Raw genomic sequence first — 26,850 nt, forward strand, 5'->3', positions numbered from 1 at the left:
ACGACCATGGCCCACTCCCACTCCCCCGCACAGCGCAGCATGAATGAGGACGATGCGCTTGAAGATTTCACCGCCCGCGCCATCACGCTGGACGGCGTGGCCAAAAAAGTCTACGTGGCCAGCTCCGGCCCGGCCGTGATCGTCATGACCGAGATGCCAGGCATCAGCCCGCAGGTCGCGCGTTTCAGCCGCTGGGTGCGCGATGCAGGTTTTACCGTTTACATGCCTTCGCTGTTCGGCCGCGACGGCGCGGTGCCCGGCGCCGACGAGGGCGCTGCCGTTTTCCAGCGTGCCTGCGTCAGCGCCGAGTTCCGCGCGCTGCGCGCCAATGAGACCAGCCCGGTGACGCAATGGCTGATGGCGCTGGCCAGGCTGGCGCACCAGGAATGCGGCGGGCCCGGCGTGGGCGCCATCGGCATGTGCTGGACCGGCAACTTCGCGCTCTCCATGATGCTGGAGCCCGCGGTGCTGGCGCCTGTGCTGTCGCAGCCCTCGCTGCCGCTCAACGACCCGGCGGGCCTGGAGATCTCGCCCACCGACCTCCAGGCGGTGCGCCGGCGGCTTGACCAGGAAAAGCTCACCGTGCTGGCCTACCGATTCGAAGGCGACAAATTTTGCCGGGCCCAGCGCTTTGCGGCCTATGCCGAGGCCCTGGGCGAGCGTTTTGTGGGCAGGGTGCTGCCGGACAGCGCCGCCAATACCGAGGTGCCGCCTTTCTTCGCCCGGCATGTGCCCACACCGCACAGCGTGGTGACGGCCCACCTGGTCGATGAGGCGGGCCAACCCACGCTGGCGGCGCGCGATGAAATCCTGGCCTTCTTCGCCGAGCGCCTCAGCCCAGCACCGCCACGCCCTTGACCTGGGCGAACACGCGGCTGCCCGGCTGCAATCGCAGTGCCTGGGCCGACTTCTGCGTGATGCGGGCCAGCAGCGCGCTGCCGCCGGCGTCCAGGCCCACCATGAGCTGGCCCGGACTGTCGGCCGCCAGGCCGGTGACGATGACAGGGAAGATGTTCTGCACGCTGGTGCCCTCCTGGCGCGCCAGCGTGAGGCTCACGTCGCGCGCCTGGATGCGCACGCGCACGCGCTGGCCGACCTGCAGCGAGGGGTTGAGCAGGCTGATGCGGCCGCCGGGGAACTCAGCATGGCTCATGTGCCAGTCGGGCTCGACGGCGCTGACCACGGCGTCCAGCACCGCGGCCGCGGCATCGCCGTGCGCCAGCGGCAGGTCCAGCCGCGTCATCAGTTCGCGCGTGGGGCCCGAAGCCGTGACCCGGCCGGCGTCCAGCAGCACCAGGTGGTCGGCCAGCCGGGCGACCTCGTCGGGCGCATGGCTCACGTAAAGCACGGGCATGTCGAGTTCGTCATGCAGGCGCTCCAGGTAAGGCAGGATTTCAGCCTTGCGGGCGAGGTCCAGCGAGGCCAGGGGCTCGTCCATCAATAGCAGGCGCGGGCTGGTGGCCAGTGCCCGGGCGATCGCCACGCGCTGGCGCTCACCGCCCGAGAGGGTGGCAGGCATGCGCTGCATCAGCGCCTGCAGGCCCAGCAGTGCTATGGCTTGCTCGAGCGAGACACGGCGCTGCGCCGGCGGCACACGGCGCAGGCCGAAGTCCAGGTTGCGGGCCACGTCGAGGTGCTCAAACAGGCTGGCCTCCTGGAACACATAACCCAGCGGGCGCCGGTGCACCGGCAAAAAGATGCCGGCGGCATCGTCCTGCCAGAGCTCGCCGTTAACGGCGAGGTAGCCGCTGCCCGCGCGCTCCAGCCCGGCGATGCTGCGCAGCAGGCTGGTCTTGCCGGAGCCCGACGGGCCGAAGATGGCCGTCACGCCGCGCCCCGGCACGGCCAGTGACACATCGAGCGAAAAGCCGGTGAAGGCGCGGCGGAAAGATGCGGTGATGCCGTCTTCCGCAGGGACAGCGGGCTTCATGCGCCCTGCCCTTTGCGCCGTCCCGGCTGCAGGGTATTCAAGGTGTAGAGCGCCAGCAGCACCAGGAAGGAAAACACCAGCAAGCCGCCGGCCAGCCAGTGCGCCTGGCTGTATTCAAGCGCCTCCACATGGTCATAGATCTGCACCGACATCACACGCGTTTTGCCGGGAATGTTGCCGCCCATCATGAGCACAATGCCGAACTCGCCGACCGTGTGCGCGAAGCCCATGACGGCGGCCGTCAGGTAGGCGGGCCGAGCCATCGGAAGCACCACGCTGAAGAAGGTGTCCAACGGCGAGGCCCGCAAGGTGGCGGCGGCCTCCAGCGGCCGCTCGCCCAGGGCTTCAAAAGCGTTTTGCAGCGGCTGAACCACAAAAGGCATGGAGTACAGGACCGAGCCGACCACCAGGCCGGCAAAACTGAAAGGCAGCAGGCCCCAGCCCAGCGACTGCGTGAGCTGGCCGACCGGCCCGTTCGGGCCCATGAGCACCAGCAGGTAAAAGCCCAGCACCACAGGCGGCAGGACCAGCGGCAAGGCCACCAGCGCGCCCACCGGTCCCTTGAGCCAGGAGCGCGTGCGCGCCAGCCACCAGGCCAGCGGCGTTCCGGCCAGCAGCAACACCAAGGTGGTGGTCGCCGCCAGCCGCAAGGTCAGCGCGAGTGCCTGCAGTCCTGCGGTATCCAGCATGGCCGGCCGTGCTTCAGGGCTCGTAGCCGAAGGAACGGATGACCGCCTTGGCCTTGTCTGTCTTGAGATAGGCCATCAGCTGCGCCGCGGCCTTGCTGTCCTTGGCCCTGGCCAGCAGCACCGCGTCCTGGCGGATGGGGCTGTGCAGGTTGTCGGGAACGATCCAGGCCGAGCCCGACTTGATCTTGCCGCCCTCATAGACTTGCGACAACGCGATAAAACCGAGTTCGGCATTGCCGGTGGAGACAAAGCTGAAGGCCTGGCCTATGCTTTCGCCCTGCACCAGCTTGGGCTCCAGCTGGGCCTGCAGGCCCAGTTTGTTCATGGTTTCGACGGCGGCTGCGCCATAGGGCGCGAGCCTGGGCGCGGCGATGGCGATCTTTTTAAAGTCGCCCTTTTTCAGGACATCGCCCTGCGCGTCGACCAGGCCGGGCTGCGCCGACCAGAGCACCAGCTTGCCGGTGGCATAGCTGAAGCGGCTGCCGTTCACGGCGGCGCCCTCTTTCTCCAGTCTGGCGGGGGTTTCATCGTCGGCCGCGAGGAACACCTCGAAGGGCGCGCCGTTGCTGATCTGCGCGTAGAACTTGCCGGTGGCACCAAAGGTCAGCACCGCCTTGTGACCCGTGTCTTTTTCAAAATCCGCGGCGATCAGCTTCATGGGCGCGGTGAAGTTGGCCGCGACGGCAACCTGGACGTCATCGGCCAGCGCGGCTGTCGAGGCCAGTGCAAGACACAACGCAGGCAGCCAGCGCAATAAGGTTTTGGACATCAGAAGGCTCCGGAACTGAAAGAGGGCAAGTGATGGGCGAAGCGGCCCTGGCAGCCGGCCCTCTACCCAAGCGCTATTCTATTTTAGAATAGCGCTGCCTGCCCCCGGGCCTTCCATGAAAAAAACCGCAGCCCCTTCCACCGCCCCCTCCTTCGCCAGTGCCTTGGGCCATGAACCGGCCGACAAGCGCATCGAGATCTTGCGCCTGGTCGGCGAAAGCGGTTCGATCTCGCAGGCGGCGCGCCAGGCCGACGTCAGCTACAAGGCCGCCTGGCAGGCCATAGACACGCTGAGCAACCTGGCCGGCGTGGCGCTGGTGGAGCGCGCCGTGGGCGGCTCGGGCGGCGGCGGCGCGACACTGACGCCGGCAGGCCAGAAATTGCTCGCGGTCGCCGTCCTCCTGAATGAAACCCGCAGCCGGGTGCTGGCCGCTTTCAAGTCCAATGAACTGCTGCTGCCGCGCGCGCTGCCCACGCTCTCCAACATGGGCGTTCGCACCAGCATGCGCAACCAGCTGCCTTGCGAAGTTGACAAGCTGGCGCTGCGCGGCCAGGTGGCGCATGTGCATTTGAAGCTGGCCGGCGACGCCGCGCTGGTCTCGCGCATCACCAAGGCCAGCGCCGAGCTGCTCGGCTTGAAAAAAGGGCAAACCGTGCTGGCGCTGTGCAAGGCCACGGCGGTGGTGGTCGGCGCGCAAAGCCCCACACCGCCAGGCGTGCAAAGCCTGAAGGGCCGGGCCGTGCGGATCAGCCGTGGCGCCGGCGGCGATGAGGTGTCGCTGCAGCTTGAGGGCGGCTTGCAGCTGGTGGGTTTTGCGGCGCCGGGCAGCGGGCTGAAAACCAAAAGCCCTGTGCAGGCACGGATCGACGAGTCGGCTGTCGTGATTGCCTTGTCAACCTGACTTCCGAGCTTCTAGACAGGTGCTTCAAAAAGGTATTGGCGCGGCCCCCGCGCCCCGCCCTGCGGAGCCACCGGGTGTGCCACCACGCCCCAGACTTTTTCAATGCAGAGCGGCGTGAGCACCTCGGCGGTGGCACCGCTGCCCACCACCTGCCCGCCCTGCAGCACCACACAACGGTCGCTGTAGCGCAGTGCCAGGTTCAGGTCGTGCAGCACGGCCACCACACCCACACCCTGTGCGGTGGCCCAGGCGCGCACGAGCTGCAGCATGCGGTGCTGGTGCTGCAAGTCGAGTGCGGCGGTGGGTTCGTCCAGCAACAGCCAGCGTGTGGACTGGCCCGCCAGCGGCTCCCACACCTGCGCCAGCGCGCGCGCCAGGTGGACACGCGCTTTTTCACCGCCCGAGAGCGTGTTGAGCACGCGGTGCTGCAAATGCTCGACCGCGGTGGCCTGCATGGCTTGCAGCACCACGTCAGCTTCGTTACGGCCCGGATGGCGGCGGTGTGGATAGCGACCCAGCTCCACCACTTCGCGCACGGTGAACTCGAACGCGACCTGGGTTTCCTGCGCCACGCAGGCACGCATGCGGGCCAGTTCGGCCGGGGCATGAGCGGACAGAGCCTTGCCGGCCAGGTAGACATGGCCGCCCGAAGGCTGGCGCTGGCCGGTCAGCAGCGACATCAAGGTGGACTTGCCCGCGCCGTTGGGGCCCAGCACGGCCGTAACATGCCCCGCGATGAACTGCGCCGAAACCGCCTGCAGCAGCGAACGGCCCGGCACCTCGACGCGCACGCCGGCCACTTCGAGCATGCCGGCCAGCGGCAGAAAATCAGTCTGGTTGCGCGCGTTCATAGCTCATACCCGGCTGCGGAAGTGCCGCAGCAGCAGTAAAAAGAAAGGCACACCGACAAAAGCCGTCAGCACACCCAGCGGCAACTCGGCCGGCTTGACCATGGTGCGCGCCACGCTGTCCGCCGCCAACACCAGGGCCGCGCCCAGCAGGGCCGAGCCCGGCAGCACGATGCGGTGGTCAGGCCCGGCCACCAGGCGCACGCAGTGCGGCGCCACCAGGCCGATGAAACCGATGATGCCGGTGGTGGCCGTGACGGCGCCTACCGCCAGCGCCGTCAGCAGCACCGCAAGGCGCTTGACGCGCTCCACCGGCACACCCAGCAGCGCCGCCTGCACCTCCCCCAATGCGATGGCATTCAGCGGCCTGGCCAGCGCGATACCCGAGCCCACGGCCGCCGTCACCACCGACAACACGAGGGCCACCGCGCTCCAGCGCGCGCCGCCCAGACTGCCCAGCAGCCAGAACTGGATGTTGCGCAACTGCTCGTCGGTGGCCAGGAAAGTCAGGTAGCCCAGGCCGGCACCGGCCAGGGCGTTGATGGCGACGCCCGCGAGCAGCATCAGGCCGACCCGCGTCGCGCCGTCCTGTTGGGACAGGGCGTACACCAGCATGGTGACCAACAGGCTGCCGGTGAAAGCCGCAGCCACCAGCGTCCAGCTGCCCAGCGTGCGCGGCATTTCAGGGAACCACAGGCTGCCCAGCACGATGGTCATGCCGGCGGCCAATGCCGCGCCGCTGCTGACGCCAATGAGGCCGGGGTCGGCCAGCGGATTGCGAAACAGGCCCTGCATGAGCGCGCCGGACATGCCCAGCGCCGCGCCTGCCGCCACGCCCAGCAGCAAGCGCGGCAGGCGTATGTTCATGAAGACCAGGTGCTCAGGCGTGGGCTGGGTGCTACCAGCCAGCATGTCGAGCAGCACGTTCCAAAGTTGCAGCGGGCTGATGGCATACGCGCCGCGCGCGCTGCCAATCACAAAGCTCAGGGCCAGCAGCAGCACGCCCGCGCCAAGCACCAGCGACGCGGGCAAGCGCCTGTGGTCGCCGTGCTGGAGGGCCTTCATGCGACGGCCTTCAACCCAGCCTGGTGCAGCTCGGCCACGGCCTGCGGCAGGCGTGGCCCGAAGCCAATCAGGTAGAGCGCGTCAAGCGCGACCAGCGCACGGCGTTTGTAGGCGGGCGTCAGCTCCAAGCCGGGACGCTGCCAGAATTTTTCGAGCCCGCCAACGGCCTCGATGCCTTGCGTGGTGGTAATGATCACGTCGGGCGCGGCGGCGACCACCGCTTCGGGCGTCATGGCGCGGTAGCCGGCGAAATTGCTGGCGCTGCCGGCAGTGATCAGGGCGTTGTCCAGGCCCGCGTAGTTCAGCATCGCATGCGCGGCGGTTTTCTCGCCGGCCACCTGCGGCGAACCCGAATGCGAAAGAATAAAGATGGCGCGGGGTTTGCGGCCGCTTTTGCGGGCCACGGCCGCCAGCACCTCGGCCCACTGAGCGTCAAGTTTTGCCTGCAGCGCGGTGGCCTGGGCCACGCGAACCGTAGCCCGCCCCACCGCGGCGACCTTGCGCTGCACTTCAGCCCAGCTGTGGTCGGCCTCGACCAGTTCCACCTTGACGCCGGCATTGCGGATCTGGTCCATCACCACATGGGGGCCGGCTTCGGTCGTGCCTATCACCGCGTCGGGTTTGAGCGAGAGCAGGCCTTCGGCCGACAGCTGGCGCATGTAGCCGACCTTGGGCGTCTGCAGGGCCGCGGCCGGGTAAAGACTGGTGGTGTCGGTGCCGACGAGTTGCTTTTCAGCGCCCAGCGCGTAGACGATTTCCGTGGTCGCGCCGCTCACCGAGACAATGCGCGGCATCTTCGCCGGCACCGGCGCCTGGGCCCGCGCAGCAGTCGCAGACAGGCCGCAAACGCTGGAGACGGCGGAAACCACCGGCAGTGAAAAATACCGCAGGGCGTCGCGCCGGTGGAGTGGGGATGGAGGTGTTTTCATGGGAGCCCTTGCGTGGGGAAATGCTGCGAAAAAGCGCTGTCATGAGCCGCTCAGGCAGTTTCCTTGAGCCTGGGCAGGCGCGCCACGATGTCGCGCCAGGCCTGCAGCTCGGGAACGCCGGGCTTGCGCGCGCCGAAGAACATCGCCATCAGCTCGCCCGCGCCGTCGAAGACTTCCACCGAGGTGACCAGGCCTTCGGTCGTGGGCTTTTCGACAATCCAGGCGCTTTTGACCCTGTCTTCGCGCAGGTGCAGGTTAAAGCCCGCGTCCAGCACGTTGATCCATTGCGCGGCCGGGGTGGCCATGGGTTCAATGCGCTTGACCGGCCCTGTGTGGATCTGGATGCAGCCCGGGCTGCCGACGAACACCATGATGGGCGTGCCGTCCATGGAGGCTTCATCAAGCAGCTTGCGCACAATGCCCAGGTCGGCCTTCTGTGTGAAGCGGCCTTCGACCAGGCGGAAGGCCTGCTGACGCTCGGCGCCGGCCTTGCCGATCAGGCCGAAAAACTCGTGCGTGTCCTTCATCTGGCTCCAGCCCTGGGCCAGTGCGGCGGCGTCAATTTCCGCGTCGGGCTTGGGCGCGGCCTTGGGCTCAACGGGCGTGAAGGCATAAGCCTTGCCGGCGTCGCTGAACTGGTTGGCGACATCCCTGAAGGCTTCGCGATCGGTCTCAGGACGGGCGAACACCTTGTGCACGGCCACACCGTGCGCGTCAAAAAACTGCAGGCTTTCCGAGGCCGGGTTCTTGGGATCATTGGCCGGCTCAAAGACGTAAAAGCCGGCATGCCAGCGGCTGAAGAAAATGCGCAGATCGATGTCCTCGCCCAGGGCCAGTCCCATATGGCCTTGCGCGCTGATGTTGCGGTAGACACCGGTTTTTTCATGCACGGTGGCTTCATTGCGCGTGAGCGCCATGACCGGGCCGCACAACTCCAGCGACTGCAGGATCTCGACCCAGGGGCCTTTGAGCGGCATGGCCTTCAGCGCAAGGTCGTGCGTGCCCGCGTGGGCGGCCACAGCCTGGCCTTCGCTGATGCCAAGGCTCTCGGCGGCATCCTTGGCACGCTTGCCGCTGCTGCGCGCGACGGCAAAGCGCTCGCGCAGCGCGGCGGGGTTCAGGGGAGCAGTGCCGGCATCGGCCTGGCTTGCGGCGTCGGGCCGCGTCTGGGGTTGAAGGACTGCGCTCATTGAAGGGTCTCCGGGGTTGTGTGCCAAAGCACGCGATGGGTATCAGAAGGGTCCGCAGGTGAAAGCCCCTGCTGTGGCTGGTCGGAGCCCTGCTGCAACAGGCGCACCCACAGGGGATGCAGGTTGGCGGCAATGGCCCTGAAATTCGGCGGCGCGCCGACGTGGCGCGACAGCATGAGGAGGTTGTCGGTGATCTTTTGGGCCAGCAAGGCGCGCTGCCCTTCGCAGCAGGCCTGGGCATGGCCGGTCATCAGCGCCAGCGTCCCGGCCAGCAGGGCTTGCGCCGGGGGCAAGCCCTGCACGTCGGAGGCAGCGGTGTCGCCGTCGTTGGCACCATGGTCGGGAGACTGGCTCATGCGCTTTCCTTCTGGCTTGAAAAAGGTGCAGGTCGGTATCAGAAATCGGCGACCAGCGAGACGTTGAAGTACCGGCCAGGCTGGCTGTAGGCGTCGCGGAAGGAGGAGTTGGCCGCCACACCGCGGACGTCCGACCAGTTCCAGTACTTCTTGTTCGTCAGGTTGATCAGGCCGGCGTTCAGGCGCAGGGTTTTGCTGAAACGCCACTGGCCGGTCAGGTCCAGCGTGGTGGCGGACGGCACGGCGAACTGGGTGGTCGCCACCGGCACCGCGGGCGGCGAGGCGGCAATGGTCTGCGCGCTGATGTCGTCGAACTTCTTGGCCGAATGGTGGTTCGCATCCAGGCGCACATCCCAGGACGGGGTCTCATACTTCAGGCCGACACTGAGCTTGGCCGGGTCTATGGTGTCCAGCGGCTTGCCGGTGTTCTTCACGGTGCCGCGGGTGTAGCCGTAGGAGAACGGCGTGCTGAGCTTGCCCTCACCGAACTTGCCCCAGCTCATGTCGCCCTTGATCTCAAAACCGCTGATGGTCGCGTTGTCGATGTTGATCGACTGGATCACAGCGGGGTTGGCGGGGTTGCCGAAGGCGCCGCTCACGATGGCGCCGTCCTGGATCAGGTCTTTGAAGCGGCCGTAAAACACGGCGGTGTCGAAGCTAAGTTGCTCCAGCCGCGCGCGAACGCCGAATTCGATGTTGCGGCTCTTCTCAGGCTTGAGGTTGGGATTGGGCACGGTGCGGTAGCCACCGGCCAGGTTCTGGAAGAAGCCGTTGACCTGCCCCGCATTGGGCGCACGGAAACCGCTGGCGTAATTGCCGAAGAAGCTCCACTGCGGCGTAGCGCGATAAATGACGCCGACCTTGGGTGATACGGCCGAGCCCGACATCGACACCGCGGGCACCGGGAAACCAGCCTGCGCCGCGTCTATCTTGAAACTGTCGGCGCGCACGCCTGGCGTCACGCTCCAGTCGCCGAGGATGAATTCATCCTGCACATAGACGGCGGTGGCGGTTTCCGTGGTGTCGGGGAAGCGCTTGAGCGGGAAGGTTTCGCCGGCGGGCGGCACCAGGCCGGTCTGCAGGTTTTCGATTTTTGCGCTGGTGTGGTCCAGGCCGTAGGTGATCTTCTGCGCCGAGTTGGCGCCCATGCGCAGGGTCTTGTCGGCCTGGATGCTGGCCTGCAGTGTGCGTTCGCTGTAGCTCGTGTCGCGCACGCGCTCCTGCGGCAGCGCCGTGCGCCGCTCGTAGGTGTAGTCTCTGGACTTCGCATCCTGGTAGCTGAGCACGGTCTGGATGTTGTCGGCCAGCGTGCTGCCCACCTTGTATTTGGCGTCCCAGGTCAGCCGGTCGCGGTCCATCTTGCCGGTCGAATAGGAGTCCAGCACCGTGGCCGAGCGCGCGGTCAGCAGGTTGTAGTCGCTCTTCTTGTCGACGTGCTCGAAGGTGATGACGTGTTTTTGCGAAGCGGTCGGCGTCAGCACGACCTTGCCCAGCAGGGAGTTGGTCTTGTCGCTTTGTGGGTTGGGCGCCGTGCGGGTGAAACCGGTGCCGCTGTTGTCGCCGCGGTTTTCCAGCTCCTTGCCGCTGCTTGTGGCCACATTCAGCTGCCAGGCCAGCATCTCATTGACACGGCCGGCAATCGTGCCGCTGACGGCACTCTCGTTGTTGTCGCCGCTGTAGCTGATGGACGCGCGGCCGCCCAGCGACTTGCCGTCCTTCAGGTAATCGTCCGGCTCGTAGGTGATGAAGTTGACCAGGCCGGCAATGCCGTCGGAGCCATACAGCGCTGAAGCCGGGCCCTTGACGATTTCGATGCGCTTGATGAGGTCTATGGAGACGCTGTCGCGCCCGAAGGAGTTGGGGCTGAAGGCATAGCTGCGCGGAATGCGTATGCCGTCCACCATCATCAGCACGCGGTTACCGTCGAGGCCGCGGATATTGAAGCCGGCATTGCCCTCGCGGCCGGTATCGCCTTGCGCCAGGCCGAAACGCGCCGGCGCGCGGCGCACGGAGACGTTGGGAATATTTTTGGCCGCATCGCGGATGTCCCTGATCTGCCCCTGCTCGATGTCGGCGGCATTGATCACGTCTATGGTTTGCGGGATGTCGTCGATCGACTGCTCGCCGCGCGAGCCGCTGACCACGACTTCTTTCAGGGCGGCGACTTGCACCGCGGCGGGAGCCATCGTTTGCGCCTGCGCGGCAAAGCCGGCGCTACAGGCCAAGGCGGTCAACAGGGAGATTTCGCGCAGCGCGAAGCGGGAGTAAGGATGAATGGAAGTCATGCAAGCCCAAAGTAAGAGGTTTGGAGGGCTTGCTGCGGCAACGCGAATGAGCCTGTCGGCTCCGGTCACTTGTGGCTGGCTCTGGAGAGACCGAAGTATATGCGAATTGTTCTCATTCGCAACATTTGGATGCAAAAAAAACAGTGGAACATCCGTCCTGCTGCGTCTCCCACTCTGTCACGGGTCACCATGAGGTCACAGGGAGCGACGAGGATAGCGATCGGACAGGCCGCATCTCGCCTATCCAATCAATAGTCAATATCAATCGTTTATAAGTAGTTAAAAGCTATATACTATCGGTTCGCCGGCAAGTTTTAGCCTTTTTTCATCACCTATAGGAATCCATCTAGATGTCCCTGATCAATACCCAAGTCCAGCCCTTCAAAACCCAAGCCTTCCTCAATGGCAAGTTCATCGACGTTTCCGACGAATCGCTGAAGGGCAAATGGTCGGTCCTGATCTTCATGCCGGCTGCATTCACTTTCAACTGCCCCACGGAAGTCGAAGATGCCGCCGACAACTACGCCGAATTCCAGAAGGCCGGTGCAGAGGTCTACATCGTGACCACCGACACCCATTTCTCGCACAAGGTCTGGCACGAAACCTCCCCCGCCGTCGGCAAGGCCAAATTCCCGCTGGTGGGCGACCCGACCCACACGCTGACCAAGGCCTTTGACGTGTTCATTCCCGAAGAAGGCCTGGCACTGCGCGGCACCTTCGTGATCAACCCCGAAGGCGTCATCAAGACCGCCGAAGTGCACTCCAACGAAATCGCGCGCGACGTCAAGGAAACCCTGCGCAAGCTGAAAGCGGCCCAATACACGGCAGCCCACCCCGGCCAGGTTTGCCCCGCAAAGTGGAACGAAGGCGCCAAGACCATCGCCCCGTCCATCGACCTGGTTGGCAAGATCTAAGCGCCCTGCTGCCCTCCTGACAAGGCCCGGGGGCCCGGCACATGTGTGCCGTCCCGGGCTTTTTTGTTCCCTTTTGATCCTGTTTTGCCATTGAAAGTGAGTCCCCCATGCTCGACGACGCCACCAAAGCCCAACTGAAAAGTTACCTCGAACGCGCCACGCAACCGATTGAAATCGTTGCCTCGCTCGACGACAGCGAGGCCTCCGGCGAAGTGCTGTCGCTGCTCAAGGACGTTGCCGAAGCCTCCCCGCTGGTCAAGCTGACGGAAAGCCGCGACGACAATCACCGCAAGCCCTCGTTTTCGATCAACCGCCCCAGCGAAAACCACGGCCCGCGTTTTGCCGGCCTGCCCATGGGCCATGAATTCACCTCGCTGATCCTGGCCTTGCTGCAGGTCGGCGGCTACCCGCCCAAGGTCGAGCAAGCCGTGCTGGAACAGATCCGCGCGCTCGACGGCGATTTCGAGTTCGAGATTTACGTCTCGCTGACCTGCCACAACTGCCCCGACGTGGTCCAGGCGCTGAACCTGATGGCGGTGCAGAACCCGCGCATCCGAGCCACCATGATTGAAGGCGGCATGTTCCAGGAGGAAGTCAAGGAACGCCAGATCATGGCCGTTCCCACCGTGTTCCTCAACGGCACCGAATTCGGCCAGGGCCGCATGAGCCTGGAGGAAATCCTCGCCAAGATAGACACCAGCGGCGTTGAACGCGAAGCCAAAAAGATAGACGGCAAGGAGGCCTTCGACGTGCTCATCGTCGGCGGCGGCCCGGCCGGCGCCGCTGCGGCGGTGTACGCCGCGCGCAAAGGCATACGCACCGGCGTGGCCTCTGAGCGCTTCGGCGGCCAGGTGCTGGACACCATGGGCATCGAGAACTTCATTTCCATCAAGGAAACCGAAGGGCCCAAATTCGCCCATGCGCTGGAAGAGCACGTGCGCAATTACGACGTGGACATCATGAACCTGCAGCGCGCCAAGGCCTTGATCCCGAACAGCGGTCCGGACAAAAACCTGATCGAAGTTCAGCTTGAAAACGGCGCTTCGCTCAAGAGCAAGTCCATTGTGATTTCAACCGGCGCGCGTTGGCGCAACATCAACGTTCCCGGCGAGCACGAGTTCAAGAACAAGGGCGTGGCCTACTGCCCGCATTGCGACGGCCCGCTGTTCAAGGGCAAGCGCGTGGCGGTCATAGGCGGCGGCAACTCGGGTGTCGAGGCGGCCATTGACCTGGCCGGCATCGTCGGCCATGTGACGCTGATCGAGTTCGACACCGCTTTGCGTGCCGATGCCGTGCTGCAGCGCAAACTGAACAGCCTGGCGAACGTCACGGTGATCACCAACGCGCAAACTACCGAGATCACCGGCGACCAGAAGGTCAATGGCCTGGTCTACAAGGACCGCGCCAGCGGCGAGCTGAAAACCGTGGCGCTCGAAGGCGTGTTCATCCAGATCGGCCTGGTGCCCAACACCGACTGGCTCAAGGGAACGGTCGAGTTGTCGAAACACGGCGAGATCATCGTCGACGCCAAGGGCCAGACCTCGGTGCCCGGTGTATTCGCGGCTGGCGACGTGACGACCGTGCCCTTCAAGCAGATCATCATCGCGGCCGGTGAAGGCGCGAAGGCCGCCCTCAGCGCCTTCGACTACCTGATCCGCAGCCCCATCGCCGCGCAATAAGCCCTTGGCGCGGTAACGCGCTGAATGCCAAAAAGCCGCCCCGGCCGGGTGGCTTTTTTTGCGTCACAAGACGGGAAATCCGCCAAAAACCGGACGAGCTCTGGCGTCTTTCAGATGAGAATTAATCTCATTGATGCTATAGTCCGCAGCGCCCTTTTCCTTTTCCCTTTTTTCTCTTCCGCTAGCCAGACATCCCAGCAGCCTCTCGCGCTGCCGGGCGCAGCAAGCCAACAACCTGCCCACGTGGCTCCTGAATTTCCGCCACCCGCCGTGGCGCATCGGGCCGTCGTGCGCACGCCAGTTTCCTGGCGTTCCTCCCGGAGTTTTGACTTGCCCTGCTTGCACCTGCCGCGCGCCACACGCCGCCTGGCCCCGTTCAGCATTCTTTCCCTGGCCGCCGCACTCCAGGGCGGCGGCAACGGCCCGCACATCCCCAGCACCGCGCGGCCAGATCTGATGTGCGCCACCTATCGTTTCTAGGCACTGAAGGAGCACCACGATGAACAGCCGCAAGGTCAAAACCTGGACCTGGATCCACAAATGGAGCAGCCTGGTCTGCACGGTCTTCATGCTGCTGCTGTGCCTGACTGGGCTACCCCTGATCTTTCACCATGAGATCGGCCATTTGCTGGGCACCGAAGTGGAAGCGCCCGACCTGCCAAAGGACACGCCACGCGCCAGCCTCGACAAGGTGATGCAGGTTGCGCAGGCCTTGCACCCGGGCAAGGTGCCCATGTTCGCTTCGCACGAGATCGACGACGACCGCTTCTGGTACATCACGCTGGGTGACACACCGACCTCAGAGGCCGGTAACAAGACCGTCGCCGTCGATGCGCGCAGCGCCGCGGTGCTGGCGCAGCCGAAGTTCGACGAAGGTTTTATGTACGTCATGCTCAAGCTGCATGTGGACCTGTTCGCCGGGCTGCCCGGCAAGCTGTTCCTGGGCTTGATGGGCCTCTTGCTGCTGCTGGCGATTGTTTCGGGTGTGGTGCTGTACGCGCCCTTCATGCGCAAGCTGGACTTCGGCACCGTGCGGCAAAGCCGGCCGCGCGCCAGGTGGCTGGACCTGCACAACCTGCTGGGCATCGTGACCTTGGTGTGGGCCTTCACCGTGGGTGCCACCGGGATGATCAACACCTGGGCCGACCTGGTGATCAAGTACTGGCAGTACGACCAACTCAGCGCGCTGCTGGCGCCTTACCAGGGGCAAAAGCCGCCGGCACGCCTGGCTTCGGTGCAGCAGGCGGTATCGTCGGCCACCGCGCTCGCGCCCGACATGAAGATGGCGTTCATTGCCTTTCCGGGCACGACGTTTTCCAGCCCGCACCATTACACGGTGTTCCTGCGCGGCAACGAGCCCTTCAATTCGCGCCTGCTCAAGCCGGTGCTGGTGGATGCGGGCACCAACGCGCTCACCGCCAGCCCGCCGCTGCCCTGGTACCTCACGGCGCTGCTGGTATCGCAGCCGCTGCACTTTGGCGATTACGGCGGCATGCCCATGCAAATCCTCTGGGCGCTGCTGGACATCGCCACCATCGTCGTGCTGGGCAGCGGCCTCTACCTGTGGATCAAGCGTCGTAACCCTGCGGCGGCGGCGAAGCCGGCCACGACCGCACATGCACCAAGCGGTGCCGCATGAGCGCGGCGACAAACTCCTTCTGGCGCCTTTGGCGCTGGCCCCTGGTGCTGGGCCTGCTCAGCACCAGCGGCCTGCTGAGCGCACTGGTCTCCGACAGCTGGGGCGACTGGTGGGCCTGGTTGGCCCTGGGCCTGCCGGTGGCCGTGATGGCCTGGTGCGCATGGGTGCCCCGCAAGCCGTGAGCAGCAGTGAGACCTTGGCGCGGGCATGGCGTCGCACCGGTTGCGAACGACAGCTTCCCGCAAGCGATAAAATACGACGCTGCTCACGCACGATCTGAAGGCTGAACTGAAGGAGTGCGCGGCGGGCCTCCTGCCCTCTTGCATTGCCCAAACTACTTTTTGTTCTTTCCTTCTTCCTTTTTCTCATGAGCGCCTTTAACACCGAACGCATTATTTCCGTCCACCACTGGACCGATACGCTCTTCAGCTTCACCGCCACGCGCGATCCCGGCTTTCGTTTCGTCAACGGCCAGTTCACCATGATCGGCCTGCCTGTCGACGGCAAACCGCTGATGCGCGCCTACAGCGTGGCCAGCGCCAACCATGAAGACCAGTTGGAGTTTTTCAGCATCAAGGTGGCCAACGGCCCGCTGACCTCGCGGCTGCAGCATCTGAAGCCCGGTGACGACATCCTGGTGGGCCGCAAGCCTACCGGCACGCTGCTGCTGCAAAACCTGCTGCCCGGCAAGACGCTGTGGCTGCTGGCGACCGGCACCGGCCTGGCGCCCTTCCTCTCGCTGATCAAGGACCCCGACACCTATGAGCGCTTTGAGCGCGTGGTGCTGGTGCACGGTTGCCGCACCAGCGCCGAGCTGGCCTACCGCGGGCTGATCGAGCATGAGCTGCATGAGCATGAGTTCCTGGGCGAACTTGTGCGCGGCCGGCTGATGTATTACCCGACCGTGACACGCGAGCGCTTTCGCAACGAGGGCCGCATCACCGAACTCATGCAGTCGGGCAAGATTTACAGCGACCTCGGCTTGCCGGCGATCTCGGCGGACAGTGACCGCCTGATGCTATGCGGCAGCCCCGACATGCTGCGCGACATCAAGGCCATGCTGGAAGCCCAGGGCCTGGAAGAAGGCAATATGCAGCACGCCGGCCACTTCGTGGTGGAGCGCGCCTTCGCCGAGCGCTGAGCATCACCCACGACACAATACGAACAGTTCTCACAATCACACGCAAGCAGACCGCGCCAGCAGGGGGAATGCTTGAGTTGCGAGCTGCGGCCAGTGACAATGGGCGACCCGAACTACAACGATAAGGAATTCCCATGAAAGGCGACGCAAAAGTCATCGCTCATCTGCAGGCGCAGCTCAAAAATGAACTGACGGCCATCAACCAGTACTTTCTGCACTACCGCATGTACAAGCACTGGGGCCTGGACAAGCTGGCCAAGAAGGAATACGAGGAGTCCATCGGCGAAATGAAACACGCCGACAAGCTGATGGACCGTATCTTCATGCTCGACGGCCTGCCCAACCTGCAGGACCTGGGCAAGCTGCTGATTGGCGAGGACGTGCTGGAAGCCTTGAACTGCGACCTGAAAGCCGAAACCGGTGCGCAAGCAACAATCAAGGACGGCATCGCCCACTGCGAAAGCGTGCGCGACTACGTCTCGCGCGACCTGCTGCAGGAAATCCTGGACGACACCGAAGAGCACATCGATTTCCTGGAAACCCAGATCGAGCTGGTCACCAAGGTCGGCATACAGAACTACCTGCAAAGCCAGATGGGCGAGATCAGCTAAGCCCTGGCGGCAATCCCGCACCTTCGGTGCAGCTCAAGACAATACGGGGCCTGTGGGCCCCGTTGTCGTTTCGGCTGCTTTTGCCGCCCCTCTCATTCCCGCGCACTCCCTGCCTTGAAATGGGCTTTGGGATTCCCGTTTCGCATTTTTGCGACAAAAACAAGCCTGCGGGACCCGGTTCTTCAGCATTTAGAAACAAGATATTACGAATCATTATCATTTGGGATAAACTTCGAGCGATCTTTTCGAGCCAGCCAACTCGCGTCCCTTTTCGGTGATTTCGAGCCAGCCAAGCTTTTTCCTGAACCCGGTCCGCCTGCCATAGGCCGGACCCTGCTTGGAGGCCATCTTGGCACACCCGTCCGCTCGCGCCGCAAAAACTGCGCGCAATAAAAAAATCCGCAACGCCGGTACCAACAGCTTCGCCCCTCTCGCCGCGCCTGCGGTTTCTGGCCCCTCTTCCGACAAAGCCCTGCTGCCGCTGGGCGCGCTGATGCTGGCTGTCTCGGTGTCCGGATGGGCGCAAAGCGCCGCCCCGGCGCCCGCCGCCGCAAGCACCACGACTTCCACGCAGGCCGAGGGCAAAACCCTGGCGCCCGTCACGGTCACAGGCACGCGCGAGCGCGAAAACCAGACCTACCAGAGCGGCATCACCAGCGTCGGCAAGATGCCCGTGGCGGCCAAGGACATCCCCCAGTCGCTGACGGTCGTCAATGAAAAGCTGATGCACGACCAGGGCAAGGACAGCTTCAAGAGCGCCCTGGAAAACGTCATCGGCATCACGTTTGAAGCCGGCGAAGGCGGCCGCGTCGGCGACAACATCCGCCTGCGCGGCTTCAGCGCGGCGGGCGACATCTACCTGGACGGCATGCGCGACATCGCGCAGTACAACCGTGACAACTTCAACACCGAGCGCGTGGAAGTCCTGCGCGGCGCGGCCTCCATGCTGTTCGGCCGCGGCTCCACGGGCGGCGTGATCAACCAGGTCAGCAAACAGGCGCGCCTGATCACCGAACACGAGGTGAACGCTACCGTCGGCACCAAGGGCTACCAGCGCTACCAGGGCGACTTCAACTTCAAGCTGGACGATGACGCGGCCTTGCGCATCAACGCCATGGCCACCGACGGCGACGGCCGCGGCGAAAACGCCAGCGCGACCACCCACCGCCGCGGCCTGGCGCTGGACTACCGCTTCGGCATCGGCACGGCCAACGAATTTGAAATCAGCTACTACCACCTGCACTACAACGACAAGCCCGACTGGGGCTTCGCCTGGTTCAACGACCGTCCGGCGCCCGGCCCCACCAACAAATACTGGTACGGCCTGAACACCGATTTCCAGAACGACAAGGCCGACGCCGTCACCTTGAGCCACACCCACCGCTGGGCCGACGGCAGCAGCCTGAAAACCACCGTGCGCGACGGCTACTATTCGCGCACGTTGCGTGCCACACAGGCCAGCTTCGCCGCGGGGACCACACTGGCCAACCTGAACGCCAACACGGTGGTAAGCCGTGGCGCCAGCAGCGCCGGCAATGCCAAGGCGGGCAATGAACACCACACCTTCCTGCAAACCGACTACCTCACCACCACCCAGTGGTTCGGCCGCAAGAACAGCCTGCTGATAGGCGCCGAATACGCGGTGGAAAACTCCGACCGCTCCAGCTACCCCTTCCTCGCGGTGGCGGCAGGCGGCCCCGCCAAGCCATCCACCGTCGTCGGCAACCCCATCAGCAACGGTATAGGCGGGAACCTCACGCAGAGACTGGAAACGCAATTCAAGGCAACGACGCTGGGCCTGTACATGCAGGACACGATCGACCTCACGCCTTACTGGAAGCTTGTCGGAGGCCTTCGCATCGACAACTTCAAGGCCGACTACCAGCGTCCCGGCGGCACCGCGCCCAACAACACGCCGCTGTCCCGGTCCGACAGCCTGCTGAGCAAGCGTCTGGGCGTGATGTACCAGCCGACCGACGAGGTCAGCTACTACGCGGCCTACGGCACGTCCTTCAACACCTCGGGCGACCTGTACCAGTTCGATCCGCAATCGGCCAATACAGCCCCCGAAAGCAGCCGCAACATGGAAATCGGCGCCAAGTGGGAGCTCTACGGCGGCGACCTGTCGCTGCGCGCCGCGCTGGCACGCACCGAGAAGTACAACGAGCGCAACACCGACCTGGACACCAACACCAACTCCTACCTGCTGTCCGGCAAGCGCCACACCGACGCACTCGAATTCGAGATCGCCGGCCGCATCACGCCGCAGTGGGATGTTTTTGCGGGTATCGGCTTCCTCAAGGCAAAGATCGATAAATCGGGCTCCAATGCCGCGGGCCTCGCCGAAGTCGGCCAAAATCCGGGCCTGAGCCCCAGCCGCCAGGCCAACCTGTTCACCACCTACCGCATAGGCGACAAGTGGCGCATCGGCGGCGGCTTCACAGCCGTCAGCACCAACAAGCCGGCCAACAGCGTCACCACCTTCAACCGCGCTCCAGGCTATGTCAAGGCCGATGCGCTGGTGGAATACCGCATCAGCGAAGGCAACACCATCAAGCTGAACATCGACAACATCTTCGACAAGGTCTACTACAACACGCTGTACCGCGGTTTCGCCGCACCCGGCGACGCGCGCAGCGTGCGTGTGACGCTGACCAGCAAGTTCTGATTCGACGAAGAGAATTTTTTCAAGGTCTTAGGCACCTGGGGGATACTCCGGGTGCCTTTTTTCATTTCAGCGATCTTTCCGGAGATTCCTCCATGCTGCTTCGCATTCACCAAGCCCTCCAGCCAGGCGAACTCGCGCAGGTCCGCGAGCTGATCCTGGGTGCCGACTGGGCCGACGGCCGCATCACCGCCGGCAGCCAGAGCGGCACCGTCAAGAACAACCTGCAACTGCCCGAAGAATTGCCGGCCGCCCAGCAGGCGCGCCACATCGTGTCAGTGGCCTTGGCCCGCAACCCCATGTTCGTCACCGGGGCGCTGCCCAAATCGGTCTACCCGCCGCTGTTCAACCGCTACGGCGGCGATGCCAACAACTTCGGCAACCACATCGACAATGCCGTGCGCACGCATGCGGCCACGGCGCGCCATGTGCGCACCGACATCTCCTGCACGCTGTTCCTGAGTGATCCGGCCAGCTACGACGGCGGCGAGCTGGTGGTGCAAGACACCTACGGCGAGCAGCGCATCAAATTCGACGCCGGCGACCTGGTCATGTACCCGGGCACCTCCGTGCACCGCGTGGAGCCGGTCACGCGCGGCGAACGGCTGGCCTGCTTTTTCTGGATCGAAAGCATGGTCCGCTCCGATGCCCAGCGCCGGCTTCTGTACGAGATGGACATGGCCATCACCTCGCTGCGCCAGAAAGACCTGGAACGCGCGGCCCAGGGCGCCGCCGAAAGCCCGGAGGTGGTGCGGTTGACCGGCTGCTATCACAACCTGCTGCGCATGTGGGCCGAGGTCTGAAGTCCGTCCGGGCATCGCCCCTCACGCTGGAGGTCTTTTGGGGCCGGAGAACGCAGTTGCGCGCCCGGCGCGGAAACTACAAAATTCATAGCACCTAAGGCTTACCAGGCATTGCCTAGCGGGATTTTCGGGCTGCGCAGTTGACGGTGGATGGCTTACCGGCGGCAGCCCGGGACCGAAATAACACCTTCAAGATTGCAAATGCGACAGATTCGCATTTATAATCTACACACCGATTGAATCAATCCCCAGCCAAGCTACTCCATGATTGTTTGCGTCTGCCGCCGTATCTCCGACCGCGAAATCGTCCGCCATGCCCGCGCGGGCCTGGGCTTTGACGAGATCCAGTTCGAACTCGGCGTGGCCACCCAGTGCGGCCAATGCGAAGGCTGCGCCCGTGACGTGGTGGCGCAGTGCAGCAACAGCTGCCCGACCGCCAACATCAAGCTCGCCACCCACACACAGGAAGGCAGCCCATGGAACATCTTGCAACACTCACCCCAAGCCTGATCGCGGCGCTTCCCGCCAGCCTGGTCCTGGTGGTAGTTTCCACTTGGTGGATCTTCCGCCGCTGATTCTGCTCAAACACCGATAGAACCGGACCGCGACACGTTCGTGGCCCTTCGCCTACCCACCATTTCCCGATGACCGCCACTTTCTCCACCGCCCCGCGACCGCCCGCGCCGCGCCAGCCCCTGAGCCGGAATGCCGTGATCGCCCTGGTCGTGGTCGGCCTGCATATCGGTTTCATCTGGGCACTGCAAAGCGGCCTGTTGATGCGCGCGGCGGAAATCGTGGTACCCGCGGAAATCCTGACGCAATTCGTCAACCCGCCCGCTCCCAAGGTGGAGCCCGTGCCCCCCACGCCACCGACTCCGCCTGTGCAGAAAAAGCCCGTGGCCAAGGCCCCCGTGCAACCGGCGCCCCAACCGCTGGCCATTCCCGACCCGGCCCCCTCCCCGAATGCCCCGACGGGCGTGGTCACGCCGCCGCTGCCGCCCGCGCCTGTGGCCGTCGCACCCGCAGCGCCGCCGGGGGCCCCAGTTGTGCAATTGCCTTCCAGCGACGCCGACTATCTGCAGAACCCAACGCCGATCTATCCCCCCCTGAGCAAACGCTTCGGTGAGCATGGCAAGGTGACTTACAAGGTATGGATCGGTGCCGACGGAAAGCCCCAGCGCGCCGAACTCGTTACCTCGAGCGGCTTTTCCCGCCTCGACAAGGCCGCCTACGACGCCGTCATGAGCTGGCGCTATGTGCCCGGCAAGCGAAACGGCGTTCCCGAAGCCATGCCCTTCAATGTCCCCATCAACTGGACATTAAAGGACTGAGCGAAATCTTTTTGAACCTTGGAGTATTGATTCATGAATTCCCAATTCGGCCTTGCCAACGTCTGGAGCCAGGGCGATATCGTCACCAAATCAGTGGCGGTGCTGCTGCTGGTGATGTCGCTGGCCTCCTGGATGGTCATCATCATCAAGTCGCTGGACCTCATCAAGTACAAAAAGATCGCCCGCGCGGCCGAGGACTTCTGGCATAGCGAGGACTTTGCGGCCGGCCTGACCAAACTCGGCGGCGATCCGACCAATCCCTTCCGCCAACTGGCCCTCGAAGGCCGCGAAGCCACCCTGCACCACCGCAACACCAAGGCGCACCTGCATGACGCCCTGGACGTGAGCGACTGGGTCACGCGCACGCTGCGCAATACCATCGACGAATTCACCGGCAAGCTGCAGTCCGGCCTGGCCATCCTGGCCTCCGTCGGCTCGACCGCGCCCTTCGTCGGCCTGTTCGGCACCGTGTGGGGCATCTACCATGCGCTGCTGTCCATAGGCGCGGCCGGCCAGGCGACCATCGACAAGGTGGCCGGCCCCATCGGCGAGTCGCTGATCATGACGGCCCTGGGCCTGGCCGTGGCCATTCCCGCCGTGCTGGGCTACAACGCACTGGTGCGCGGCAACAAGGGCGTGCTGCAAAAGCTCAACCGCTTCGCGCACGACCTGCATGCCTACTTCGTGACCGGAGCCCGCGTGAGCGCCGGGGGCCAGGCCAACGTCGTGGCCATGAAAAAGGCCTGAGCCCCATCCAAACAGCCCCCCGCGACCCGCAACGCGGGGCTCCCTATTCAGCGACCGAGAAGCACCATGGCCTTTGGAACCCAAGACGACAGCGACGACGTGATGAACGAGATCAACATGACGCCCATGGTGGACATCATGCTGGTGCTGCTCATCATCTTCATCATCACGGTCCCCGTGATGAAACATTCCGTCAACATCGACCTGCCGCGCGCCTCCAACGAAGCGCAGAACATCAAGCCGGAAACGGTTCGCCTGAGCGTGGATGCCGAAGGCAGCTATTTCCTCAACGAAACCAAGATCACCGATGAAGAGCTGAGCACCCAGCTCAAGGCCGCGGCGGCCCAGAACCCGCAACCCGAGTTGCACATCCGCGGCGACAAGTCGGTTCGCTACGAGCGCGTGGCGCAGGCCATGGCAGCCGCGCAGCAGGCAGGCCTGCGCAAGATCGGCTTTATCACCGAACCCAAGAACTGATCAGAGCCGATCAAGGCCCGTCCCCGCTAACCCGCACGGCAGGCCTTTTCCTTTGACACAAAAAGAAAACACTTCGCAGCCCAAACTCGCTTGACTTTTAAATGAGAATGGTTATCATTAACTCAACGAAACCCAAACAGGTTTAAACCATGTCCATCGCATTGCCCCCCTCCAACACCTTGAGCCTTCCTGCCCGCGCGCCCGTGCACACAGAGACCGCTTCGGGCGGCCAGGGCAGTCCCGCGGCTACGGTCAGCAGCACGGAAATCCTGCGCGGACAAAAGGCCGTGGAAATCAACCACAACGGCGCCACCTACCGGCTGCAAGCCACGCGCCTGGGCAAACTGATCTTGACCAAATAAGGCCGTACGCGAGTTTCAGCACAGTTTTTTTATCAAAGTTTCATCGTGGGGCGATCCGGGGCTACCAAGCTCCCAAGGTCGTTTTTAGCCAGCCATAGACTCCCCGGAGTTGTTTAGCCAGGCTTTTTTTCATGAGGCTCCTGTCCACGCCAACAAAAAAGCCGACCTGGTGGTCGGCTTTTTTCATGCCCACACGAACATCGTGTTTTAAAGGCCGATAGCGGCGATGCCCGCGCGCGCTATCTGCGCATCTTCACTGGACTTCACGCCGCTCACGCCTACAGCGCCAATGCACTGCCCGTCTTTCACGATGGGCACGCCCCCTTCCAGCATGCCGTGGATATAAGGAGCCGACAGGAAGGACGTGCGGCCGCCGTTGATGACGTCTTCGTATACCTTGCTTTCACGGCGGCCCATGGCGGCGGTATTGGCCTTGGAGGGCGCGATGTGCGAGGAAATCGGCGGAGCACCGTCCAGGCGCTGCAGGTGCAGCAGGTGGCCGCCGTCGTCAACGATGGCGATGGTCACGGCCCAGCTGTTTTTGAGGGCTTCCGCCTCGGCGGCCGCGGCGATGGTTTTGACGTCTGCGAGTTCAAGCACTGCTTTTGATTTCATGGTCTTCAGGATTTCCGTTTATTGGCAAAGATATCGAGCATACGCAAATTCGAGGCCGTCCTTCAGACCCATTGCCGCCAAATTAGCTTATAGAACCCTTACAAAAAGTAGGGAGTGCGGGCTGGAAAAACAGCAATGCACCCTAAAATAATCTTGCCCGCATTTGCTGGCGCCCTGGAGACGACTCTCATGACTGACAATGTTCAAACCCTCGACTATGGCGTTGCCACAAGCGTCGAGCAACGCAACAAGGTCCTGCGCAACACCTATTGGCTGCTGGCCCTGAGCCTGTTGCCCACCGTGCTGGGCGCCTGGCTGGGCGTGGCGACCGGTATCACCCGTTCGCTGACAGGCGGACTGGGCCTGATCGTGTTCCTGGGCGGTGCATTCGGTTTTATTTTTGCCATCGAGAAGACCAAGAACTCTGCCGCCGGTGTGCCCGTGCTGCTGGGCTTTACCTTCTTCATGGGCCTGATGCTCTCTCGCCTGATTGCCATGGTGCTGGGTTTCAGCAATGGTTCCTCGCTGGTGATGACGGCGTTTGCCGGCACGGCCGGCGTGATGTTTGTGATGGCCAGCCTGGCCACCGTCATCAAGCGCGACCTGAGCGGCATGGGCAAATGGCTTTTTGCCGGCGCCCTGGTCATCATGGTGGCGGCCATCATCAATGTGTTTGTCGGCTCCACCATGCTGGTGGCGGTGATCAGCACCCTGGCCATCGCGGTGTTCAGCGCCTTTTTGCTGTATGACCTGAAGCAGGTGATCGACGGCGGCGAAACCAACTACATCAGCGCCACCCTGGCTATTTACCTGGACCTGTTCAATATCTTCCAGAGCCTGCTGGCCCTGCTGGGAATCTTCGGCGGCGACAGCGACTAAAAATTCCCGCCTCGAAAAAAGGAGCCTCCTGGGCTCCTTTTTTCATGCCCGCTCAAATACCGCAATGGACTCCACATGCGCCGTGTGCGGAAACATATTGACCACGCCGGCCGCCGTGCAGCGCCAGGCGCCGCCAGCCACCAGCACACCCGCATCGCGCGCCAGGGTGGCCGGGTTGCAGCTCACGTAGACGATGCGCCTGGGTGGCGTCCAGCCGTCCAGGGCCAGGCTTTGCTGGTGCTCACCGTCGTCGCAGGGAACGCCGCTCGCGATCTGCTGCTGCAGGGCCGCCAGGGACTTGAACAACTCGAACGCCCCTTCGCGCGGCGGGTCCACCAGCCATTTGTCGGCCGCGCCGTCCTTGACCAGCATGGCCGGGGTCATTTCAAACAGGTTGCGCGCCACAAACCGGGTCGGGGCCAATGCGCGTCGGACGGAAGAACCCGCCCGGTTTCTTTCAAAGTTTTCACGAGACCGGGCTACCAGCACTTCGCTGCCCTCGATGCCCAACACCTCCCGGGCGCGTGTGGCCAGCGGCAGCGTGAAGTTACCCAGGCCGCAAAACCAGTCAATCACCCGTTCATCCGGTTGCACGGCCAGCAGGCGCAGGGCGCGCGACACCAGCGCCTGGTTGATCTGCGGATTGACCTGGGTGAAGTCGGTCGGTTTGAAAGGCATGGTGATGCCGAACTCGGGCAGGCCATAGCTCAGTTCCCGCGCGGCGTCGTCAAGCAGTTTCACTGTCTCCAACCCGCCGGGCTGCAGCCACCACTGCAGGCCCGGGTGGGCCGCGGCAAAGGTGCGCAAGCGCGCCAGGTCGCCCGCGCTGAGCGGTTCCATATGGCGCAGCACCATGGCCGTCACGTCGTCACCGCACGCCAGCTCGATCTGCGGCAGGGTTTCTTTCGCGTCCATGCCGCCGATCAGCTCACGCAGCGGCACCAGCATGTCGCTGACATGGCGGGGCAGCACACGGCACTCGACCATGTCGGCCACGTAGCTGCTTTTACGCTCATGGAAACCCACCAGCACCGTGCCCTTTTTGCGCACATAACGCACCGACAGCCGTGCGCGGTAGCGGTAGCCCCAGGTCGGCCCCTCAATCGGGCGCAGCAGGTTGTCCGCCCCGAGCTTGCCGATGTGCCGAAGGTTGTCTTCCAGCACGCGCTGCTTCACAGCCACCTGCGCGCCCGCGTGCAGGTGCTGCATCTTGCAGCCGCCGCAGGCGCCGGTGTGCATGCCGAAATGCGGGCAAGCCGGGCGCACGCGCTGGGATGATTCGCGGTGGATGGCCATCACCACGGCTTTTTCAAAGCTGCTCTTCTTGCGGTAGACGTTGGCCGTCACCTGCTCGAAAGGCAAGGCACCTTCGATGAACACCACCTTGCCGTCGGCCCTGTGGGCAATGCCCTGGGCCTCAATGTCGAGCGACTCGACCTCCAGCAGGTCAGGCGGATAGTCCGCGGCAGCGGCGGGTATGGTGATCGGGCTTTCTTCTGTCATGCACCAATTGTCTCAGGCTGCGCTACCATTTTCCGGAGCACCCAAAGGAATGAAGCATGGAAGTTCGCATCTGCATAGACGTTGACGACATGGAGCGCGCCGTCGTGTTCTACACCCAGGGGCTGGGGCTGCGGGTCGGCCGCCGTTTCAAGAGCGATTTTGTGGAAATCCTGGGCGCCGGCAGCCCCATAGACCTGCTCTTCAACGCGCCGGGCACCAGGCCCGTCAGCAGCAGCGAAGGCGTGCGCAGTTACAGCCGCCACTGGACGCCGGTTCACCTGGATTTTGTGGTGGAAGACATCGATGCCGCCGTGGCACGGCTGCAGCGCTACGGCGCGGTGCTGGAGATGCCGGTGGCTGATCGCGCCTGGGGGCGCATCGCCGGGCTGGCCGACCCTTTCGGCCACGGGCTGGATCTGCTGGAGTTCAAGGGCCGCGGCTACGACGAGATCATGGATCCTCGCTGAGAGGCCGAAACGGCGGGCAAAGAAAAAAGGAGCCGGGCGGCCGCCGGGCTCCTTT

29 protein-coding genes are annotated in these 26,850 nt (G+C 64.0%); 18 read left to right on the top strand and 11 right to left on the bottom strand.

Annotated features, from left to right (window positions below):
• Positions 1–6 precede the first annotated feature (6 nt).
• Positions 7–858: a dienelactone hydrolase family protein gene (locus AC1DUN_RS07140; RefSeq protein WP_477713355.1), complete on the top strand. Its 852-nt coding sequence runs from the start codon at positions 7–9 to the stop codon at positions 856–858.
• Here the strand turns inward: AC1DUN_RS07140 and modC are convergent.
• From modC to modA, 3 genes are read right to left on the bottom strand one after another with little or no spacing between them, the layout of a single operon-like run.
• Positions 833–1,930 (bottom strand): molybdenum ABC transporter ATP-binding protein, encoded by a 1,098-nt coding sequence (gene modC / locus AC1DUN_RS07145; RefSeq protein ID WP_477713356.1) that lies wholly within the window; start codon positions 1,928–1,930, stop codon positions 833–835. The genes AC1DUN_RS07140 and modC overlap by 26 nt on opposite strands.
• Entirely contained in the window at positions 1,927–2,619 is a 693-nt protein-coding gene (modB, locus tag AC1DUN_RS07150) for a molybdate ABC transporter permease subunit (protein ID WP_477713357.1), read from the bottom strand. The genes modC and modB overlap by 4 nt, the downstream gene beginning before the upstream one ends.
• A gap of 13 nt (positions 2,620–2,632) precedes the next feature.
• Positions 2,633–3,388 (bottom strand): molybdate ABC transporter substrate-binding protein, encoded by a 756-nt coding sequence (modA, locus tag AC1DUN_RS07155; RefSeq protein WP_477713358.1) that lies wholly within the window; start codon positions 3,386–3,388, stop codon positions 2,633–2,635.
• Positions 3,389–3,503: 115 nt separating this feature from the next.
• Between modA and AC1DUN_RS07160 the strand changes: the two genes are divergently transcribed.
• On the top strand, positions 3,504–4,289 hold the full coding sequence (locus AC1DUN_RS07160; protein ID WP_477713359.1) for a TOBE domain-containing protein: 786 nt from the start codon (positions 3,504–3,506) through the stop codon (positions 4,287–4,289).
• 11 nt (positions 4,290–4,300) lie between these two features.
• Here AC1DUN_RS07160 and AC1DUN_RS07165 read toward each other — a convergent pair whose 3' ends face one another.
• The 6 genes from AC1DUN_RS07165 to AC1DUN_RS07190 are packed head-to-tail and all read right to left on the bottom strand — an operon-like array spanning position 4,301 to position 10,962.
• On the bottom strand, positions 4,301–5,140 hold the full coding sequence (locus AC1DUN_RS07165) for a heme ABC transporter ATP-binding protein (RefSeq protein WP_477713360.1): 840 nt from the start codon (positions 5,138–5,140) through the stop codon (positions 4,301–4,303).
• A gap of 3 nt (positions 5,141–5,143) precedes the next feature.
• On the bottom strand, positions 5,144–6,202 hold the full coding sequence (locus tag AC1DUN_RS07170; protein ID WP_477713361.1) for a FecCD family ABC transporter permease: 1,059 nt from the start codon (positions 6,200–6,202) through the stop codon (positions 5,144–5,146).
• Positions 6,199–7,131 carry a heme/hemin ABC transporter substrate-binding protein gene (locus tag AC1DUN_RS07175; protein WP_477713362.1) on the bottom strand — a complete coding sequence of 311 codons (933 nt, stop codon included), beginning with the start codon at positions 7,129–7,131 and terminating at the stop codon, positions 6,199–6,201. Before AC1DUN_RS07175 ends, AC1DUN_RS07170 begins: the two co-directional genes overlap by 4 nt.
• 50 nt (positions 7,132–7,181) lie before the next feature.
• Positions 7,182–8,321: a hemin-degrading factor gene (locus AC1DUN_RS07180; protein ID WP_477713363.1), complete on the bottom strand. Its 1,140-nt coding sequence runs from the start codon at positions 8,319–8,321 to the stop codon at positions 7,182–7,184.
• Complete coding sequence (locus AC1DUN_RS07185) at positions 8,318–8,677, bottom strand: hypothetical protein (RefSeq protein WP_477713364.1); 360 nt, start codon at positions 8,675–8,677, stop codon at positions 8,318–8,320. Before AC1DUN_RS07185 ends, AC1DUN_RS07180 begins: the two co-directional genes overlap by 4 nt.
• A 38-nt stretch (positions 8,678–8,715) precedes the next feature.
• Positions 8,716–10,962 (bottom strand): TonB-dependent hemoglobin/transferrin/lactoferrin family receptor, encoded by a 2,247-nt coding sequence (locus tag AC1DUN_RS07190; RefSeq protein WP_477713365.1) that lies wholly within the window; start codon positions 10,960–10,962, stop codon positions 8,716–8,718.
• Between the two features lie 350 nt (positions 10,963–11,312).
• Here AC1DUN_RS07190 and ahpC point away from each other — a divergent pair, with 350 nt between their 5' ends.
• The 14 genes from ahpC to AC1DUN_RS07260 all read left to right on the top strand — a co-directional run bounded on the left by ahpC (position 11,313) and on the right by AC1DUN_RS07260 (position 23,331).
• The gene (gene ahpC, locus AC1DUN_RS07195; protein ID WP_007874200.1) at positions 11,313–11,876 is read left to right on the top strand and encodes an alkyl hydroperoxide reductase subunit C; all 564 of its coding nucleotides are present in this window, start codon (positions 11,313–11,315) and stop codon (positions 11,874–11,876) included.
• Between the two features lie 107 nt (positions 11,877–11,983).
• Complete coding sequence (gene ahpF, locus AC1DUN_RS07200; protein ID WP_477713366.1) at positions 11,984–13,555, top strand: alkyl hydroperoxide reductase subunit F; 1,572 nt, start codon at positions 11,984–11,986, stop codon at positions 13,553–13,555.
• 330 nt (positions 13,556–13,885) lie between these two features.
• The gene (locus tag AC1DUN_RS07205) at positions 13,886–14,035 is read left to right on the top strand and encodes a hypothetical protein (protein WP_477713367.1); all 150 of its coding nucleotides are present in this window, start codon (positions 13,886–13,888) and stop codon (positions 14,033–14,035) included.
• Positions 14,036–14,054: 19 nt separating this feature from the next.
• Complete coding sequence (locus AC1DUN_RS07210) at positions 14,055–15,194, top strand: PepSY-associated TM helix domain-containing protein (protein ID WP_477713368.1); 1,140 nt, start codon at positions 14,055–14,057, stop codon at positions 15,192–15,194.
• Positions 15,191–15,376 (top strand): hypothetical protein, encoded by a 186-nt coding sequence (locus AC1DUN_RS07215; protein ID WP_477713369.1) that lies wholly within the window; start codon positions 15,191–15,193, stop codon positions 15,374–15,376. The genes AC1DUN_RS07210 and AC1DUN_RS07215 overlap by 4 nt, the downstream gene beginning before the upstream one ends.
• 185 nt (positions 15,377–15,561) lie before the next feature.
• A complete protein-coding gene (locus tag AC1DUN_RS07220) occupies positions 15,562–16,335 on the top strand; it encodes a ferredoxin--NADP reductase (protein ID WP_007874178.1) in 774 nt (257 codons plus the stop codon).
• A 134-nt stretch (positions 16,336–16,469) separates the two neighbouring features.
• Entirely contained in the window at positions 16,470–16,946 is a 477-nt protein-coding gene (gene bfr / locus AC1DUN_RS07225; RefSeq protein ID WP_477713370.1) for a bacterioferritin, read from the top strand.
• A 349-nt stretch (positions 16,947–17,295) separates the two neighbouring features.
• Positions 17,296–19,614 (top strand): TonB-dependent receptor, encoded by a 2,319-nt coding sequence (locus AC1DUN_RS07230; protein ID WP_477713371.1) that lies wholly within the window; start codon positions 17,296–17,298, stop codon positions 19,612–19,614.
• 92 nt (positions 19,615–19,706) lie between these two features.
• A complete protein-coding gene (locus AC1DUN_RS07235; protein WP_477713372.1) occupies positions 19,707–20,414 on the top strand; it encodes a Fe2+-dependent dioxygenase in 708 nt (235 codons plus the stop codon).
• A 264-nt stretch (positions 20,415–20,678) separates the two neighbouring features.
• Positions 20,679–20,924 carry a (2Fe-2S)-binding protein gene (locus AC1DUN_RS07240; protein ID WP_007874174.1) on the top strand — a complete coding sequence of 82 codons (246 nt, stop codon included), beginning with the start codon at positions 20,679–20,681 and terminating at the stop codon, positions 20,922–20,924.
• Between the two features lie 134 nt (positions 20,925–21,058).
• Entirely contained in the window at positions 21,059–21,745 is a 687-nt protein-coding gene (locus AC1DUN_RS07245) for an energy transducer TonB (RefSeq protein WP_477713373.1), read from the top strand.
• A gap of 33 nt (positions 21,746–21,778) precedes the next feature.
• Positions 21,779–22,492, top strand: a complete 714-nt coding sequence (locus AC1DUN_RS07250) for a MotA/TolQ/ExbB proton channel family protein (protein WP_007874172.1) — start codon at positions 21,779–21,781, stop codon at positions 22,490–22,492.
• Between the two features lie 66 nt (positions 22,493–22,558).
• Positions 22,559–22,969 (top strand): ExbD/TolR family protein, encoded by a 411-nt coding sequence (locus AC1DUN_RS07255; protein ID WP_477713374.1) that lies wholly within the window; start codon positions 22,559–22,561, stop codon positions 22,967–22,969.
• 149 nt (positions 22,970–23,118) lie between these two features.
• Positions 23,119–23,331 (top strand): hemin uptake protein HemP, encoded by a 213-nt coding sequence (locus tag AC1DUN_RS07260; RefSeq protein WP_413328263.1) that lies wholly within the window; start codon positions 23,119–23,121, stop codon positions 23,329–23,331.
• Between the two features lie 207 nt (positions 23,332–23,538).
• On the opposite strand, the gene AC1DUN_RS07265 is transcribed toward AC1DUN_RS07260, so the two are convergent.
• Positions 23,539–23,946, bottom strand: a complete 408-nt coding sequence (locus AC1DUN_RS07265; protein ID WP_477661963.1) for a GlcG/HbpS family heme-binding protein — start codon at positions 23,944–23,946, stop codon at positions 23,539–23,541.
• A 189-nt stretch (positions 23,947–24,135) separates the two neighbouring features.
• On the opposite strand from AC1DUN_RS07265, the gene AC1DUN_RS07270 reads away from it, so the two are divergent.
• On the top strand, positions 24,136–24,825 hold the full coding sequence (locus AC1DUN_RS07270; protein WP_477713375.1) for a Bax inhibitor-1/YccA family protein: 690 nt from the start codon (positions 24,136–24,138) through the stop codon (positions 24,823–24,825).
• 42 nt (positions 24,826–24,867) lie between these two features.
• Here AC1DUN_RS07270 and rlmD read toward each other — a convergent pair whose 3' ends face one another.
• The gene (rlmD, locus tag AC1DUN_RS07275) at positions 24,868–26,328 is read right to left on the bottom strand and encodes a 23S rRNA (uracil(1939)-C(5))-methyltransferase RlmD (RefSeq protein ID WP_477713376.1); all 1,461 of its coding nucleotides are present in this window, start codon (positions 26,326–26,328) and stop codon (positions 24,868–24,870) included.
• Between the two features lie 56 nt (positions 26,329–26,384).
• Here rlmD and AC1DUN_RS07280 point away from each other — a divergent pair, with 56 nt between their 5' ends.
• Complete coding sequence (locus tag AC1DUN_RS07280; RefSeq protein ID WP_477713377.1) at positions 26,385–26,795, top strand: VOC family protein; 411 nt, start codon at positions 26,385–26,387, stop codon at positions 26,793–26,795.
• The last annotated feature ends 55 nt before the right edge of the window (positions 26,796–26,850 follow it).

It is taken from the genome of Polaromonas sp. P4_F6, assembly GCF_056401275.1.

Bases quoted from the DNA above. Each gene is read 5' to 3' on its own strand.
- AC1DUN_RS07140 (WP_477713355.1), top strand. From the start codon at position 7: ATGGCCCACTCCCACTCCCCCGCACAGCGCAGCATGAATGAGGACGAT.
- modC (WP_477713356.1), bottom strand. From the start codon at position 1,930: ATGAAGCCCGCTGTCCCTGCGGAAGACGGCATCACCGCATCTTTCCGC.
- modB (WP_477713357.1), bottom strand. From the start codon at position 2,619: ATGCTGGATACCGCAGGACTGCAGGCACTCGCGCTGACCTTGCGGCTG.
- modA (WP_477713358.1), bottom strand. From the start codon at position 3,388: ATGTCCAAAACCTTATTGCGCTGGCTGCCTGCGTTGTGTCTTGCACTG.
- AC1DUN_RS07160 (WP_477713359.1), top strand. From the start codon at position 3,504: ATGAAAAAAACCGCAGCCCCTTCCACCGCCCCCTCCTTCGCCAGTGCC.
- AC1DUN_RS07165 (WP_477713360.1), bottom strand. From the start codon at position 5,140: ATGAACGCGCGCAACCAGACTGATTTTCTGCCGCTGGCCGGCATGCTC.
- AC1DUN_RS07170 (WP_477713361.1), bottom strand. From the start codon at position 6,202: ATGAAGGCCCTCCAGCACGGCGACCACAGGCGCTTGCCCGCGTCGCTG.
- AC1DUN_RS07175 (WP_477713362.1), bottom strand. From the start codon at position 7,131: ATGAAAACACCTCCATCCCCACTCCACCGGCGCGACGCCCTGCGGTAT.
- AC1DUN_RS07180 (WP_477713363.1), bottom strand. From the start codon at position 8,321: ATGAGCGCAGTCCTTCAACCCCAGACGCGGCCCGACGCCGCAAGCCAG.
- AC1DUN_RS07185 (WP_477713364.1), bottom strand. From the start codon at position 8,677: ATGAGCCAGTCTCCCGACCATGGTGCCAACGACGGCGACACCGCTGCC.
- AC1DUN_RS07190 (WP_477713365.1), bottom strand. From the start codon at position 10,962: ATGACTTCCATTCATCCTTACTCCCGCTTCGCGCTGCGCGAAATCTCC.
- ahpC (WP_007874200.1), top strand. From the start codon at position 11,313: ATGTCCCTGATCAATACCCAAGTCCAGCCCTTCAAAACCCAAGCCTTC.
- ahpF (WP_477713366.1), top strand. From the start codon at position 11,984: ATGCTCGACGACGCCACCAAAGCCCAACTGAAAAGTTACCTCGAACGC.
- AC1DUN_RS07210 (WP_477713368.1), top strand. From the start codon at position 14,055: ATGAACAGCCGCAAGGTCAAAACCTGGACCTGGATCCACAAATGGAGC.
- AC1DUN_RS07215 (WP_477713369.1), top strand. From the start codon at position 15,191: ATGAGCGCGGCGACAAACTCCTTCTGGCGCCTTTGGCGCTGGCCCCTG.
- AC1DUN_RS07220 (WP_007874178.1), top strand. From the start codon at position 15,562: ATGAGCGCCTTTAACACCGAACGCATTATTTCCGTCCACCACTGGACC.
- bfr (WP_477713370.1), top strand. From the start codon at position 16,470: ATGAAAGGCGACGCAAAAGTCATCGCTCATCTGCAGGCGCAGCTCAAA.
- AC1DUN_RS07235 (WP_477713372.1), top strand. From the start codon at position 19,707: ATGCTGCTTCGCATTCACCAAGCCCTCCAGCCAGGCGAACTCGCGCAG.
- AC1DUN_RS07240 (WP_007874174.1), top strand. From the start codon at position 20,679: ATGATTGTTTGCGTCTGCCGCCGTATCTCCGACCGCGAAATCGTCCGC.
- AC1DUN_RS07245 (WP_477713373.1), top strand. From the start codon at position 21,059: ATGACCGCCACTTTCTCCACCGCCCCGCGACCGCCCGCGCCGCGCCAG.
- AC1DUN_RS07250 (WP_007874172.1), top strand. From the start codon at position 21,779: ATGAATTCCCAATTCGGCCTTGCCAACGTCTGGAGCCAGGGCGATATC.
- AC1DUN_RS07255 (WP_477713374.1), top strand. From the start codon at position 22,559: ATGGCCTTTGGAACCCAAGACGACAGCGACGACGTGATGAACGAGATC.
- AC1DUN_RS07260 (WP_413328263.1), top strand. From the start codon at position 23,119: ATGTCCATCGCATTGCCCCCCTCCAACACCTTGAGCCTTCCTGCCCGC.
- AC1DUN_RS07265 (WP_477661963.1), bottom strand. From the start codon at position 23,946: ATGAAATCAAAAGCAGTGCTTGAACTCGCAGACGTCAAAACCATCGCC.
- AC1DUN_RS07270 (WP_477713375.1), top strand. From the start codon at position 24,136: ATGACTGACAATGTTCAAACCCTCGACTATGGCGTTGCCACAAGCGTC.
- rlmD (WP_477713376.1), bottom strand. From the start codon at position 26,328: ATGACAGAAGAAAGCCCGATCACCATACCCGCCGCTGCCGCGGACTAT.
- AC1DUN_RS07280 (WP_477713377.1), top strand. From the start codon at position 26,385: ATGGAAGTTCGCATCTGCATAGACGTTGACGACATGGAGCGCGCCGTC.